Genomic DNA, 15,308 nt, shown 5'->3' with positions numbered 1-15,308 from the left:
GTATGCGTGATTACACCGCCCGCGAAAGGGAGGTACGCCACCAACGAAGAAGAGAAGTTTGCTTATTCATTTCTGTGCTCTCTTGTTTATCATCCAACTAGGGTATCGCCCTGAACTTGTGTACTAGTTAACTGGTTCGCGTGAGTAAAGTCAACCCTCTTTTCACACAATGTTTTAGCCGCAAACGTGAATTATTTTCATCAAGGGGCAGGCGCGCGGGCCAGAATAGAGTTCCGTCCGGCGGGCGAACACGCGTATGATAGAAGGCCAAACCATTGCCGGATATTTCTTTTGACAGACAGTAATCCCCAGCCTTCCGCATTTACCCTGTACGATCTCCACAGCCATACCACCGCCTCTGACGGCTATTTGACGCCGGCGCAGTTGGTGCAGCGGGCGGTTGAGATGCGGGTGGGCGTATTGGCGATCACCGATCATGATACCACCGAAGGCCTGGCTGCCGCCGCCGCGACCATTGCCGAACTGTCTTTGCCGTTGCAGTTGGTGAACGGGGTGGAGATCTCCACGCTGTGGGAAAATCACGAGATTCATATCGTGGGTCTGGGGATCGAAACCACCCATCCGGCGATGGTGCAGTTGTTGGCCGAACAGACCGAACGCCGTAATTTACGTGCGCAGGAGATTGGCGTACGGCTGGCTAAAGCACGTATCGATGGTGCGTTTGAAGGCGCGCAAAAGCTGGCGGACGGCGGGGCGGTAACGCGCGGCCATTTTGCCCGTTATCTGGTGCAGATCGGCATCGCCGGCAATATGGCCCAGGTGTTCAAGAAATACCTGGCCAAAGGCAAAACCGGCTACGTTCCGCCACAGTGGTGTACAATAAAACAAGCCATTGATGTGATTCATCAATCCGGCGGTCAGGCAGTGATAGCGCACCCGGGCCGTTACGACCTGACGGCCAAATGGCTGAAGCGGTTGCTGGCGCACTTTGCCGAACAGGGGGGAGATGCCATGGAGGTCGCCCAGTGTCAGCAGGCACCGCATGAACGCTCGCAACTGGCAAAGTATGCGCAGGAATATCAATTATTGGCGTCGCAGGGATCTGATTTTCATCAGCCCTGCTCGTGGATCGAACTGGGCCGCAAGCTGTGGTTACCCGGCGGGGTTGAACCCGTGTGGCGTGACTGGCCGCAACCGCAGCAGGGTTAAGTCGGTTGATTTAACGTGGGCGATGCCGTCCGCGTGCATCATTTTAGGAGCAAGTCATGAGTCAGCTTTTTTATATTCATCCAGATAATCCACAACCGCGCCTGGTCAATCAGGCCGTGGATGTGCTGCGTAAGGGCGGTGTGATCGTCTATCCCACCGACTCCGGATACGCGCTAGGGTGCAAGCTGGAAGAGAAGGCGGCAATGGAACGAATCTGCCGTATCCGCCAATTGGACGGTAACCATAACTTTACGTTGATGTGCCGCGATCTGTCTGAGTTGTCGACTTACGCTTACGTCGACAATACCGCGTTCCGACTGATCAAAAACAACACCCCCGGCAACTACACTTTCATTCTGAAAGCGACCAAGGAAGTGCCGCGCCGGTTGATGAACGATAAACGTAAAACCATCGGTCTGCGTGTGCCTTCGAACCCGATTGCGTTGGCGCTGCTGGAAGTGTTGGATGAGCCGATGATGTCGACCACGTTAATGCTGCCAGGCAATGATTTTGCCGAATCCGACCCGGAAGAGATCAGCGAACATCTGGGCAAACAGGTAGATCTGGTGATCCATGGCGGCTTCCTGGGCCAGCAACCGACCACGGTGGTTGACCTGACCGAGTCCGCACCCGAAGTGGTGCGCGAAGGGGCGGGTGACGCAACGCCTTTCCGTTGATGCGTGACTGCAGATTTTGCTCATTTTCTGAAAAGTGGCTGGCGCGGCGTCATTTGCCGGTAAAGCCGCTATTCTACAATATCAAAAACTGATAATAGGCAGGATGCGTCACGATGATTAAGCGGATTTCTCTTTTAGCGGCCATATTGTTTTCTTCTGTGGCCAGCGCGGGTTTTTATTCCGGCAGCGCCTTGATGTCTGAAACCAACGGTTATGTAAAAAATAAAAATGGGGCGGCTACCGTGGCTGAGGCGCTCGATGGCGGGATGTTTATGGGCTATGTAGCCGGCGTATTTGATACTTTCTCAATGCAGGGCAATCGCAGTATTTGCCCGGATGCCGGAATGAGCGTGGGCATGGCTTCGGATGCGGTCATGCAGTATTTAAATGACCACCCGGAACAGCTGCATTACTCCGCACCTTCGGTGATTATGCTGGCATTAACCGCCGCCTATCCCTGTGAACGGCATTAATAACGTTTATTTAGTGCGTATTTTTTCATTAGGTGCGAAGGCCCTTATTTAGCATCCTTTCCAATAGATGAAACTGACGAAGGCTGTCATTTTACTGCTAATACACAAATCCCCTTATTGTGGGGGATATGACGTTTAGGAGACAAAATGACAGCGTTTCGCCACGGCACCCTTTCTCTCGATTATCATGATTCCGGTTCAGGCCCGCTGACGTTGGTGCTTTTGCCCGGTTGGTGTGAACCAAAAACCGTATTTGCCCCCTTTACTGCACTGGCGGCGCAAAAGTATCGGGTGATCAGCCTCGACTGGCGGGGGCACGCCCTGTCTGATCGCGATGCCTGGCTCTCCCTTGGCGCACAGGATCTGCTGGTAGATCTCCAGCAATTGCTGCTTGAGTTGCAAGTGGAGCGGTTTGTGACGCTGTCGGTAGCGCACGCCAGTTGGATAGCGGTGGTGTTGGCCGAGAACATGCCGCAGCAGATGCAGGGAATGGTGTTTCTCGATTGGATCATGACCCAGCCGGAGCCTGCATTTTTCGATTCCGTTCAGCAAATGCAGCGGCCTGAACACTGGCTGGCGGCGCGTGATGATTTATTCACATTCTGGCAGGGCGGCATTGAACACCCACAGGTAAAACAGCATTTGACCGTTGAAATGGCGCAGGAGGATTATCGCGTTTGGCAGGCCGCCGGCGTGGCGATTGAGCAAGCCTACAGGCAATACGGTTCGCCGCTAAACCGGCTGGGGGAATTAACCTCTCCGCCTGCTTGCCGGCATATTTACTCATTGGATCGCGACGAAGACTATTTGCTGCAACAGCAGAGCTTTGCCGCCAACCATCCATTTTTCTCGGTCGTGCGGCTGGAAAATGCCCGTACTCACCTTGGTATTCTCGAGCAGCCAGCGGCAGTGTATCGGGCGGTAGCCGATTTCCTCGAAGATTGATCCGTTTACCTAGTCTGTTATAAAGCGGGTTCTTGCCCGCTATTCATCGAAATCTCACGCCATCGATAGCTTTCGATAATCGACCAGGCAATAAAGTGGGTTTCAACCCTATTGAAAGCCTGTATAATGCGCGGTTCGATCCAAGTAAACGTATTGTTACCGTTGTGGTGTCTGACGCCGCGACGGTCATCCCCCCGACGCCTGTGAAGGCGACACTAGAGGTTGCTCAATGAGCGAAAAGTTACAGAAAGTTTTAGCGCGCGCCGGTCATGGCTCGCGTCGTGAAATCGAAACCATTATTGAAGCCGGCCGCGTCAGCGTTGACGGTAAAGTGGCCAAACTGGGTGACCGCGTTGAAGTGACCCCTTCAATGAAAATCCGTCTGGATGGTCACGTTGTCTCGGTTAAAGAATCCGAAGAAGCGGTTTGCCGCGTACTGGCGTATTACAAGCCGGAAGGCGAGCTCTGCACCCGTAGCGATCCTGAAGGTCGCCCGACGGTGTTCGATCGTCTGCCTAAGCTGCGTGGCTCGCGCTGGGTGGCGGTAGGGCGCCTGGACGTCAACACCTCAGGCCTGCTGTTGTTTACTACCGACGGTGAACTGGCGAACCGCCTGATGCACCCAAGTCGTGAAGTCGAGCGTGAATATGCGGTGCGCGTATTTGGCCAGATTGACGACGAAAAAGTGAAGCAGTTGAGCAAGGGCGTTCAGTTGGAAGACGGCCCGGCCGCTTTCCGCACTATCACCTTCCAGGGTGGTGAGGGGATTAACCAGTGGTACAACGTGACCCTGACCGAAGGGCGTAACCGCGAGGTTCGTCGTCTTTGGGAAGCGGTTGGCGTTCAGGTCAGTCGCCTGATCCGGGTACGTTACGGCGATATCGATCTGCCTAAAGGTATTCCGCGTGGCGGCTGGACCGAGCTGGAATTGCCGGCGATTAACTACCTGCGCGAACTGGTTGAGTTGAAGCCGGAAACCGTCAGCAAGATGCCGGTTGAGCGCGAACGTCGCCGTGTGAAGGCTAACCAGATCCGTCGTGCTGTCAAGCGCCACACTCAGGTGGCCGGAAGCGGTCGCCGCAGTGCCGCGGGCAGCAAGCCTGGCAAGCCAAGCAAACGCAGCTGATTATCACGCCGTAGCCCCCACAGGGCTGCGGCGTTTTTCTTTTCGTTACCAGTCAATTCCCTGTTGCGCCTTGATGCCCGCGTCAAACGCATGCTTCACCGGCCGCATTTCCGTTACCGTATCCGCCAGTTCCATCAGATCGCGATGGCAGCCACGCCCGGTGATAATCACCGTCTGGTGTGCAGGACGCTGTCGTAGCGCCTCCAGCAGCTCGTCCAGTTCAAGATAACCGTAGCTGACCATATAGGTCAGTTCGTCCAGCAGCACCAGATCCAGGCTGCTGTCGGCCAGCATGCGCTTGCCGTGTTGCCATACGGCCTGGCAAGCGGCGGTATCGCTGGTCTTATCCTGAGTTTCCCAGGTGAACCCAGTCGCCATCACCTGAAATTCGACGCCATGCTGCTGCAGCAGATTTTTCTCACCGTTCGGCCATTCACCCTTGATGAACTGAACGACGGCGGCTTTCATCCCGTGGCCCACGGCGCGGGTGAGGGTACCAAACGCCGCGGTGGTTTTACCTTTGCCGTTGCCGGTGAACACCAGCAGTAAACCCCGTGCTTCCTGGGCAGCGGCAATGCGCGCGTCCACCTGTTCTTTCAGACGCTGTTGGCGTTGTTGGTGGCGGTCTTCAGCCATGATAAAACCCCTTTTATTCGGCTGCGCCGGGTTTACGGTTCGGTTGGGCATCAAAGCTCATGCCGGTTTTACGGCGGCTGTCATCCCCCATCAAATAGAGGTAAAGCGGCATAATATCCGTCGGGGTTTTCAGCTTGCTTTTGTCTTCATTAGGGAATGCAGATGCACGCATTTGGGTACGCGTTCCGCCCGGATTGATGCAGTTTACCCGCAGATTGCGACTTTTGTACTCGTCGGCCAGCACCTGCATCATGCCCTCGGTGGCGAACTTTGACACGGCGTAGGCGCCCCAGTTGGCACGTCCGGTACGGCCGACGCTGGAGGTGGTGAAAACCAGGGATCCTGCATTGGATTTCAGCAGCAAGGGCAACAGTGCCTGGGTGAGCATAAAAGTGGCATTGACGTTCACCTGCATCACCTCGTTCCACATCGTCATCGACAACTCTGCCATCGGGGCGATATCGCCCAGCAGACCGGCATTGTGCAGCACGCCGTCGAGACGGGGGACATGGGTCGCCAGTTCCGCCGCCACCTGTTGGCACTGCTCCTGCGTGGTATGCAGCAGGTCCAGCGTGATGGTGTAAGTGGGTGCGTTGCTTAGCTTGGCGATCTCGGCCTGTACCGCTTTCAGCTTGCTTTCGGTACGGCCCAACAACACTAATTGCGCGCCAAATTTGGCGTAGGTGAGAGCCGCTTCACGGCCAATGCCGTCGCCCGCACCGGTGACCAAAATAATACGTTGTTGCAGCAGATCCTGTTTAGGTTGGTAATGCACAATAATTCCTCGCGCCTTGGTGGCTGGTCTCCCGCTTGCATCGGGGAGTGGGTGGATTGAGGGGCCATGACAGGAGCAAAGGCTCGACCGCATGCAGGGCCCCGCAGCGAATTTGGATCATCACGTTGATGAATAATCCGTGTTATATGCCTCAAATGGATCGTATTTTCAATGATTAGGCCGCAGAAACGGCATTCTTTTGTAACAAAAATGGAACGACGGCAGCTTGGTTAAGCCAAAAGCCGCCCACATAGTAAAGAGGCAGCACAAGGAATTTTTATTTAGCCGCGACAGCCACCGCGTCGGTTGGCTAGAATGAATGAGATCATACTAACAACCTGTTAATCAAGGCGGAATCTGTGGAGTTTATATCTGTTTACGGCCTGTTTCTGGCCAAAGTCGCGACGGTAGTGATTGCCATCGCCGCGCTGGCGTTGCTGGCGGTCAGTATCGGGCAACGCAAAACCCGACAGAAAGGGGAACTGCAGCTTACCGACCTCGGGGAACAATATCGGGACATGCAACGCGACATGCGTCTGGCGCGAATGGGCGAAGCGGAACAAAAGACCTGGAGCAAGCAGTTTAAAAAGCAGACCAAGGCCGACGATAAGCTGAAGAAGCAGCGCGCTAAAGCCGGGGCGGTGGAAGCCACCAAACCTTGCCTGTACGTGCTGGATTTCAAAGGCAGCATGGATGCCCATGAAGTGACCTCGTTGCGTGAGGAAGTTTCGGCGGTGTTGGCTGTGGCGACGCCGCAGGACGAGGTTCTGTTGCGGCTGGAAAGCCCTGGCGGGGTGGTACATGGGTACGGCCTGGCGTCTTCGCAACTGGCGCGTTTGCGCACCGGCGGCATTCGCCTGACGGTCGCGGTCGATAAGGTGGCCGCCAGCGGCGGTTACATGATGGCCTGCGTGGCCGACCGCATCGTTGCTGCCCCTTTTGCCATCATCGGCTCCATCGGTGTCGTGGCGCAAATCCCGAACTTCCACCGTCTGCTGAAAAAGAACGATATTGATGTGGAGCTGCATACCGCCGGCGAATTCAAACGCACGCTGACGCTGTTTGGCGAAAACACCGAGCAGGGGCGTGAGAAATTTCGTGAAGATCTGAACGAAACTCACGAGCTGTTTAAAGAGTTTGTTCATCAGCAGCGTCCCTCACTGGATATTGACAGTGTGGCGACCGGCGAACACTGGTTCGGCACCCAAGCGAAAGAAAAGGGCCTGGTTGATGCGATTGGTACCAGCGACGATTTGCTGATTGCGGAAATGGAAAACCACGAGGTGGTCGGTGTGCGCTATGCACGCCGTAAACGCCTGATGGACCGTTTTACCGGCAGCGCGGCAGAAAGTGTCGATCGCCTGCTGTTACGTTGGTGGCAGCGCGGTGAAAAACCGCTGCTTTAAGCGTAGCGATTAAACAAGACGGGGGCTGAGGCCCCCGTTCTTTTATGCTTAATCGACCAAATGGTATTTATCAGAAAACACGTGAGCCAAGTGTTTAAACATATTAAATACTGCGGTAGTTTTTGCCGTTGGCAATCCATCCGGATCCAAAAAGAATTCCCCACGGAAAACTAAAACGCTGCCTTTTTGTTCAACATCTGTGGCAACCATGCCCTGCAGATAATCATCATGCTGGCGAATAAGGTTATTTGCTTCTTGCAGCAGGGTGTCACGATCAATGGGTGAGGTATTAGTGCGCATTTATTACACTCCAATCATAAATTCTGCACATATTCTAACGCCAGTTCGCATTTATCCGCAAACAGACTAAGGTTTATTTGCCGTCTGGATGGCTAGCGGTATCTGCCGATTGGCGAAATCTGCCTTTCCGTGCTAATTAGGTTGCGTGGCGCTTTTTATCAGGTACAGTGTGGGATTTTGCGGCGTCGGGTGGAAGGTTTTGTTTACGCCATTAATGAGTTTCACGCAGCCATACTTCTGGGGCATGGGTGAATAGCAGGCAGGATCAACAACTTGCGTTCAGGTTGAGCAGTTAAGCAGCCAATAGAAAAAAACATGTTGATCTCTTGCCAGACTGCCGCAATATAAAAAAGAGATATGAATCGCTGCGGCACGGCGAGATAAAAGACTTCTTTTTAGAAGAAATAAAATTAGGTAAAGGTAAATATGGGTAAAGCTCTCGTAATAGTTGAGTCCCCGGCAAAAGCCAAAACTATTAATAAATACTTAGGTAATGACTACGTGGTGAAGTCCAGCGTCGGTCATATCCGTGATTTGCCGACCAGTGGCTCAGCCAGCAAAAAGAGCGCTGACTCAACCGAAAACAAAGCCAAGAAGAAAGTTAAAAAAGATGAGAAGACGGCGCTGGTAAATCGGATGGGCGTCGATCCTTACCATGGCTGGGAAGCGCAATACGAAATTCTGCCGGGTAAAGAAAAAGTTGTCGCCGAGTTAAAATCGTTAGCGGAAAACGCCGACCACATTTATCTCGCAACTGACCTTGACCGCGAAGGGGAAGCCATTGCCTGGCACCTGCGGGAAGTTATCGGGGGGGACGACAAACGCTTTAGCCGCGTAGTGTTTAACGAAATTACCAAGAACGCGATCCAAAATGCGTTTAAACAGCCGGGCGAGCTGAATATCGATCGTGTTAACGCACAGCAGGCGCGTCGCTTTATGGACCGCGTTGTGGGCTACATGGTTTCGCCGCTGCTGTGGAAAAAAATTGCCCGGGGCCTGTCGGCTGGACGTGTGCAATCCGTTGCGGTGCGACTGGTGGTAGAGCGTGAGCGCGATATCAAAGCCTTCGTGCCGGAAGAATATTGGGAGTTGCACGCCGATCTGCTAGCGAAGGGTGATACCGCGCTGCAGATGGAAGTGACGCATGCCCACGACAAACCGTTCAAGCCGGTTAATCGCGAGCAGACTCACGCCGCGCTGAAACTGCTGGAAAAAGCCCGTTATACGGTGCTGGATCGCGAAGACAAACCGACCAGCAGCAAACCGGGTGCGCCTTACATTACTTCTACCTTGCAGCAGGCGGCCAGTACTCGTCTGAGCTTTGGCGTGAAGAAGACCATGATGATGGCCCAGCGCCTGTATGAAGCCGGTCACATCACCTATATGCGTACCGACTCCACCAACCTGAGCCAGGATGCGCTTAACATGGTGCGTGGTTATATCGGCGACAACTTCGGTGACAAATACCTGCCGAAAGCGCCGAACCAGTACAGCAGCAAAGAAAACTCGCAGGAAGCGCATGAAGCTATCCGTCCGTCGGATGTGAACGTGCTGGCCGAGCAGTTGAAAGATATGGAAGCGGATGCGCAAAAACTGTATCAGCTGATTTGGCGCCAGTTTGTCGCCTGTCAGATGACACCGGCGCAGTACGACTCCACCACGCTGTCGGTCAAAGCCGGTGATTACCAGCTGCGTGCCAAGGGTCGCACGCTGCGTTTCGATGGCTGGACCAAAGTGATGCCGGCGCTGCGTAAGGGCGATGAAGACCGCACCTTGCCGTATGTCGAAGTCGGCAGCGAGCTGGAATTGCAAAAGCTGATCCCAAGCCAGCACTTTACCAAACCGCCTGCGCGCTACAGCGAAGCTTCGTTGGTAAAAGAGTTGGAAAAACGTGGTATCGGTCGTCCATCTACCTACGCTTCGATCATTTCTACCATTCAGGATCGTGGTTATGTGCGGGTCGAAAGCCGCCGTTTCTACGCCGAAAAAATGGGTGAGATCGTTACCGACCGTCTGGAAGAAAACTTCCGCGAGCTGATGAACTATGATTTCACCGCCCGAATGGAAGACGGCCTGGACCAGGTAGCGAACAACCACGCCGAATGGAAAGCGGTGCTGGATGAATTCTTTGCCGAGTTCAGCGAACAGCTGGAAACGGCGGAGAAAGATCCTGAAGAGGGCGGTATGCGCCCGAATCAGATGGTGATGACCAGCATCGACTGTCCGACCTGCGGTCGCAAGATGGGCATTCGCACCGCCAGCACCGGCGTGTTCCTGGGCTGCTCCGGCTATGCGCTGACGCCGAAGGAACGCTGTAAAACCACCATTAACCTGGTGCCGGAAACGGAAGTGCTGAACATTCTCGAAGGGGATGATGCGGAAACCAACGCATTGCGTGCCCGCCGCCGTTGCCAGAAATGCGGCACGGCGATGGACAGCTACCTGATCGACAACCAGCGCAAGCTGCACGTGTGCGGTAACAACCCGGCCTGTGACGGTTATGAGATCGAAGAGGGTGAGTTCCGTCTGAAAGGCTATGACGGCCCGGTGGTGGAGTGCGACAAATGTGGTTCCGAAATGCACCTGAAAATGGGGCGCTTCGGCAAGTACATGGGCTGCACCAACGAGAACTGCAAAAACACCCGCAAGATCCTGCGTAACGGGGATGTTGCACCGCCGAAGGAAGATCCGGTCCCATTACCGGAATTGCCGTGCGAAAAGTCGGACGCTTACTTTGTTCTGCGTGACGGCGCGGCCGGCGTATTCCTGGCGGCTAACACCTTCCCTAAATCGCGCGAAACTCGTGCGCCATTGGTGGAAGAGCTGGCGCGGTTCAAGGATCGTCTGCCTGAAAAACTGCGTTATCTGGCAGATGCGCCGGTGGCGGATGCGGAAGGCAACAAAACCATGGTGCGTTTCAGCCGCAAAACCAAACAGCAGTATGTTTCTTCCGAGAAAGACGGCAAAGCTACTGGTTGGTCCGCTTTCTACATCGATGGCAAGTGGGTTGAAGGCAAAAAGTAAATTTGCAGCCTGAATGCAACATTAAAAACCAGCCCCTGCGGCTGGTTTTTTTATTGGCTAAAGTCGGTGAACAGATCTATTCTTTGCTGCTTTTTCCATCCTGGGGCCAAGGTTTCACGTTGATCGCAATGCAAAATAATCGTTACCATAGTGTGACGCGGATCTATACTTGAAGCTGTGGCGTGATATAGTGGTTATATAAAAAGTTTTTTTATGATTAAAGCTTATTAGCAACGGCGGTTTCTTCAGCCTCTGAGTGAAACACTGTGTTCATGGCTTATTCGTTTTCAGCATACCGGGGCGACACCGATATACCTGGCTGCGTCTCAACGCAGTGTTTAACCTAGGATGGTATAAGATATGAAATTGCAGCAGCTTCGTTACATCGTGGAAGTGGTTAACCACAACCTGAATGTCTCCTCGACGGCAGAAGGGCTTTACACCTCGCAACCCGGCATCAGTAAGCAGGTGCGGATGTTGGAAGATGAGCTGGGTATCCAGATTTTCGCCCGCAGCGGTAAGCACCTGACTCAGGTGACGCCGGCAGGCCTGGAAATCATCCGTATTGCACGTGAAGTGCTGTCCAAAGTGGATGCAATCAAAGCCGTCGCCGGCGAGCATACCTACCCGGACAAGGGCTCGCTGTATGTGGCCACCACCCATACTCAGGCGCGTTACGCACTGCCGAACGTCATTAAAGGCTTTATTGAGCGTTATCCGCGAGTTTCGCTGCATATGCATCAGGGGTCGCCGACGCAAATTGCGGAAGCTGTCTCCAAAGGCACTGCAGACTTCGCCATCGCCACAGAAGCACTGCACCTCTACGACGATTTAATCATGCTGCCGTGCTACCACTGGAACCGCGCGGTGGTAGTGAAGCCCGATCATCCTTTAGCCGGCAAAAGCCATATCACCATCGAAGAATTGGCGGCTTACCCGATCGTTACCTACACCTTCGGCTTTACCGGCCGCTCAGAGCTGGATACCGCATTTAACCGTGCCGGGCTGACACCACGTATCGTATTTACGGCTACCGATGCCGACGTAATTAAAACTTACGTGCGTCTGGGACTTGGGGTGGGGGTGATCGCCAGCATGGCGGTAGACCCGATACAAGATCCGGATTTGGTGACGGTAGATGCACGCGATATCTTCACCTACAGCACCACTAAAATCGGCTTCCGTCGCAGCACCTTCTTGCGCAGCTACATGTACGATTTCATCCAGCGTTTCGCGCCGCATCTGACGCGTGACGTGGTCGACAACGCGGTTGCTCTGCGTTCCAACGAAGAAATCGAAGCGATGTTCAAGGACATCAAACTGCCGGAAAAATAAGTGCCGGATTAACGGATTATGGCAGGAGAGGCGTTTTGCTCTCCTGCTTTAGCTCGCAGCGATTTTTCAGTTTTCTCTTGTTTGCCGCAATATCCCATTCTCAGCGTTACGCCAATGGCTTCAGTGCCGCCCATCCACCCGCTTTGCTCCCGTTCACTGACAAATCCCAAAATGGCACTGCGCTCTCCTTAAGCTCAAATGGGTCTGCATCCATCATCAGCAAAAGCAGGGCCTGACGGGGGAAGTATTATACCGGGCATGAGAATTCACTGATATGGCGATGGTTAAAAGTGAGCCATAATCCCGTTACGGTCGTTTTGATACATGGATGATGGCGTGAACGATAAGGACATTAGACGTAAAGCATGGCAAGCCGTGTTCATTATTAGCGGTTTGTTCTGGCTGTTGACGGGCTCATTGGTGTGGTGGTTGGTATAAGCCTTCAGCCTCATTCAGCCTCCACCCATTTTGGAAATCCTCACCTCTTTGCCCCTTTCTCCGGATCCTGTTGCCTGTCAAGACGGGAGGGGTAAGCTCTTCCTTTTGCCGGATCCGTGAAACATATCCGACCAGTTTGTCACCACTCCTTGGCTAATCCACTGACCGAACAAGCACTTACCTCCGCTGATTGTTCTTGCCTATCGTTATGATCAAAACGTGTTGTTATCAAAACGTTACGTCATCTTTGTGTTATCTTTAAATAAGACCTCAGTGATTACCCTGTTTTAGACATAATAAGAAATGGAGGAGCTATGTCGTCCGATCTTCGTGAAACGAGTATGGATAAGCTGGTGGCACTGAATAGTGAGTATGCCTATTACAGCCTGCCGCTAGCCGCGAGACAGTTGGGGAATATTGACCGACTGCCAAAATCAATGAAAGTGCTGTTGGAAAACCTGCTGCGCCATGTGGATGGCGATACCGTGCAGGTTGACGACTTGAAAGCTATCGTTGGCTGGTTGCAGACCGGCCATGCCGATCGTGAAATTGCCTACCGTCCGGCCCGCGTACTGATGCAGGATTTTACCGGCGTGCCTGCGGTGGTGGATTTGGCCGCGATGCGTGAAGCGGTGCAACGGTTGGGCGGCAATGTTGACCAGGTTAACCCGCTGTCACCGGTCGACTTGGTGATTGACCACTCGGTCACCGTTGATGAATTCGGCGATGACGAAGCCTTTGAAGAAAACGTACGTATCGAAATGGAGCGCAACCACGAGCGCTATACCTTCCTGCGTTGGGGGCAAAAAGCCTTCAACCGTTTTCGCGTAGTCCCGCCGGGCACCGGTATTTGTCACCAGGTTAACCTGGAGTACCTTGGCCAAACGGTGTGGCACACGGATGAAAGCGGTCGGCGTATCGCCTACCCGGATACGCTGGTCGGCACAGACTCCCATACCACCATGATCAACGGCCTGGGTATTCTTGGCTGGGGCGTGGGCGGTATCGAAGCTGAAGCGGCGATGCTGGGCCAGCCGGTATCGATGCTGATCCCGGACGTGGTGGGTTTTAAACTGACCGGTAAGCTCAGTGAAGGTATTACCGCCACCGACCTGGTGTTGACCGTCACTCAGATGCTGCGCAAGCACGGCGTGGTGGGCAAGTTTGTCGAGTTTTACGGCGATGGCCTGGCCGATTTGCCGTTGGCCGACCGGGCAACCATTGCCAATATGTCACCGGAGTTTGGCGCGACCTGCGGCTTCTTCCCGGTGGATGAAGTAACGCTGGGTTATATGAAACTGAGTGGGCGCAGCGATGAGCAAATCGCACTGGTAGAAGCCTATGCCAAAGTGCAGGGCATGTGGCGTAACCCGGGTGATGAGCCCGTCTTTACCAGCACTTTGGCGCTGGACATGTCTACGGTCGTCGCCAGCCTGGCGGGGCCGAAACGTCCTCAGGATCGCGTGGCGCTGCCGGACGTGCCCAAGGCATTCAGTGCTGCGACCGAACTTGAGATCGGCAATCAGCAGCGCAAAGCTGAATTCAAAACCTTCACCCTGGATCGCCAAGAACACGAGCTGCATAACGGCGCGGTGGTTATCGCGGCCATTACCTCTTGCACCAACACCTCGAACCCCAGCGTGATGATGGCGGCCGGCCTGCTGGCGAAGAATGCGGTGAACAAAGGCTTGCGCACCCAACCTTGGGTGAAAACCTCATTGGCACCGGGTTCCAAAGTGGTGACTGACTATTTCGACAGCGCCAAACTGACTTCTTACCTGGAGGAGCTCGGTTTTAATCTGGTCGGCTACGGCTGTACCACCTGTATCGGTAACTCCGGGCCATTGCCTGAGCCGATCGAGCAGGCGATCAAAGAGGGTGATCTGACCGTGGGTGCGGTGCTATCCGGTAACCGTAACTTTGAAGGCCGTATCCATCCGCTGGTGAAGACCAACTGGCTGGCTTCGCCGCCGCTGGTGGTGGCTTACGCGCTGGCCGGCAGCATGAAGATTGATCTGACCAAAGACCCTCTGGGCGAGGGGCGCGACGGGCAGCCGGTTTATCTGAAAGATATCTGGCCGAGCAGCAAAGACATTGCGCAGGCGGTGGAAGAGGTTCGCACCGAGATGTTCCACAAAGAATACGGTGCAGTGTTCGACGGCGACGCCAACTGGCAGTCGATTCAGGTTACCGGCTCGGCCACCTATCAATGGCAGGCGGACTCCACCTATATCCGTCATCCGCCGTTCTTCAGCACTATGAAAGTGACGCCGGATCCGGTACAGGACATCAAGGATGCGCGCATTCTGGCCATTTTGGCTGACTCGGTGACCACTGACCATATCTCACCGGCAGGGAATATCAAACGTGACAGTCCGGCGGGGCGCTATCTGAGCGATCATGGCGTTGCGGCGCTGGATTTCAACTCCTACGGCTCCCGCCGGGGTAACCATGAAGTGATGATGCGCGGGACCTTTGCCAATATCCGTATCCGCAACGAAATGGTGCCAGGCGTTGAAGGCGGCTACACCCGCCACATTCCGTCGCAGAATCAGCTGTCGATCTATGACGCTGCCATGCAGTATCAGCAGGAGCGAGTGCCGTTGGCGGTGATTGCCGGTAAAGAATACGGTTCAGGCTCCAGCCGCGACTGGGCGGCTAAAGGGCCGCGGCTGTTGGGGGTACGAGTGGTAATTGCCGAGTCCTTTGAGCGTATTCACCGCTCTAACCTGATTGGGATGGGCATTCTGCCGCTGGAGTTCCCGGCGGGCGTGACGCGTAAAACGTTGGGGCTGAGCGGTGACGAACAGATCAGCGTTAGCGGGCTGCAAACACTGAAGCCAGGGCAAACGGTGCCGGTGCATATCACCTATGCCGACGGGCGCAAGGAAGTGGTCAATACCCGTTGTCGCATCGATACCGGCAACGAACTGACCTACTATGAAAACGACGGCATCCTGCACTACGTGATCAGGAAAATGCTGTAATAAAAAGGGCGCCTTA

13 protein-coding genes and 1 other annotated feature (1 of these 14 running past the window's edge) are annotated in these 15,308 nt (G+C 54.3%); of the genes, 10 read left to right on the top strand and 3 right to left on the bottom strand.

The features are described 5' to 3' along the window. Positions 1 to 49 (bottom strand) — a sequence feature (Trp leader region) (it extends 55 nt beyond the left edge of the window). Positions 50 to 291: 242 nt separating this feature from the next. The 5 genes from rnm (at position 292) to rluB (ending at position 4,391) form a co-directional block, all read left to right on the top strand. Continuing rightward, positions 292 to 1,170: an RNase RNM gene (gene rnm, locus ACGS9J_RS01215; protein ID WP_442229292.1), complete on the top strand. Its 879-nt coding sequence runs from the start codon at positions 292 to 294 to the stop codon at positions 1,168 to 1,170. A gap of 56 nt (positions 1,171 to 1,226) precedes the next feature. Beyond that, the gene (locus ACGS9J_RS01210; RefSeq protein ID WP_442229291.1) at positions 1,227 to 1,847 is read left to right on the top strand and encodes an L-threonylcarbamoyladenylate synthase; all 621 of its coding nucleotides are present in this window, start codon (positions 1,227 to 1,229) and stop codon (positions 1,845 to 1,847) included. A 113-nt stretch (positions 1,848 to 1,960) separates the two neighbouring features. Continuing rightward, a complete protein-coding gene (locus tag ACGS9J_RS01205) occupies positions 1,961 to 2,320 on the top strand; it encodes a Rap1a/Tai family immunity protein (RefSeq protein WP_442229290.1) in 360 nt (119 codons plus the stop codon). 147 nt (positions 2,321 to 2,467) lie between these two features. Beyond that, positions 2,468 to 3,265: an alpha/beta fold hydrolase gene (locus ACGS9J_RS01200; RefSeq protein WP_442229289.1), complete on the top strand. Its 798-nt coding sequence runs from the start codon at positions 2,468 to 2,470 to the stop codon at positions 3,263 to 3,265. Between the two features lie 229 nt (positions 3,266 to 3,494). After that, a complete protein-coding gene (gene rluB, locus ACGS9J_RS01195) occupies positions 3,495 to 4,391 on the top strand; it encodes a 23S rRNA pseudouridine(2605) synthase RluB (protein ID WP_442229288.1) in 897 nt (298 codons plus the stop codon). A 45-nt stretch (positions 4,392 to 4,436) separates the two neighbouring features. Here rluB and cobO read toward each other — a convergent pair whose 3' ends face one another. Continuing rightward, complete coding sequence (cobO, locus tag ACGS9J_RS01190) at positions 4,437 to 5,027, bottom strand: cob(I)yrinic acid a,c-diamide adenosyltransferase (protein WP_442229287.1); 591 nt, start codon at positions 5,025 to 5,027, stop codon at positions 4,437 to 4,439. Positions 5,028 to 5,040: 13 nt separating this feature from the next. Next, positions 5,041 to 5,802, bottom strand: coding sequence for a YciK family oxidoreductase (locus ACGS9J_RS01185; protein ID WP_442229286.1), 762 nt, complete (start codon positions 5,800 to 5,802; stop codon positions 5,041 to 5,043). Positions 5,803 to 6,161: 359 nt separating this feature from the next. Between ACGS9J_RS01185 and sohB the strand changes: the two genes are divergently transcribed. Further along, positions 6,162 to 7,208, top strand: coding sequence for a protease SohB (gene sohB / locus ACGS9J_RS01180; RefSeq protein ID WP_442229285.1), 1,047 nt, complete (start codon positions 6,162 to 6,164; stop codon positions 7,206 to 7,208). 48 nt (positions 7,209 to 7,256) lie between these two features. Here sohB and ACGS9J_RS01175 read toward each other — a convergent pair whose 3' ends face one another. After that, the gene (locus tag ACGS9J_RS01175) at positions 7,257 to 7,508 is read right to left on the bottom strand and encodes a YciN family protein (RefSeq protein ID WP_442229284.1); all 252 of its coding nucleotides are present in this window, start codon (positions 7,506 to 7,508) and stop codon (positions 7,257 to 7,259) included. Positions 7,509 to 7,934: 426 nt separating this feature from the next. Between ACGS9J_RS01175 and topA the strand changes: the two genes are divergently transcribed. The 4 genes from topA to acnA all read left to right on the top strand — a co-directional run bounded on the left by topA (position 7,935) and on the right by acnA (position 15,292). Then, the gene (gene topA / locus ACGS9J_RS01170; protein WP_442229283.1) at positions 7,935 to 10,532 is read left to right on the top strand and encodes a type I DNA topoisomerase; all 2,598 of its coding nucleotides are present in this window, start codon (positions 7,935 to 7,937) and stop codon (positions 10,530 to 10,532) included. A 360-nt stretch (positions 10,533 to 10,892) separates the two neighbouring features. Further along, positions 10,893 to 11,867: an HTH-type transcriptional regulator CysB gene (gene cysB, locus ACGS9J_RS01165; protein ID WP_020827132.1), complete on the top strand. Its 975-nt coding sequence runs from the start codon at positions 10,893 to 10,895 to the stop codon at positions 11,865 to 11,867. A 324-nt stretch (positions 11,868 to 12,191) separates the two neighbouring features. Beyond that, complete coding sequence (locus tag ACGS9J_RS01160; RefSeq protein ID WP_442229282.1) at positions 12,192 to 12,305, top strand: YmiA family putative membrane protein; 114 nt, start codon at positions 12,192 to 12,194, stop codon at positions 12,303 to 12,305. Between the two features lie 314 nt (positions 12,306 to 12,619). Continuing rightward, complete coding sequence (acnA, locus tag ACGS9J_RS01155; protein WP_442229281.1) at positions 12,620 to 15,292, top strand: aconitate hydratase AcnA; 2,673 nt, start codon at positions 12,620 to 12,622, stop codon at positions 15,290 to 15,292. Positions 15,293 to 15,308: the final 16 nt, after the last annotated feature.

Origin of the sequence: Serratia quinivorans (assembly GCF_052113645.1) — a bacterium.
GTDB classification, from domain to species: domain Bacteria; phylum Pseudomonadota; class Gammaproteobacteria; order Enterobacterales; family Enterobacteriaceae; genus Serratia; species Serratia quinivorans_B.
This window is presented reverse-complemented; position numbering and strand designations above follow the sequence as displayed.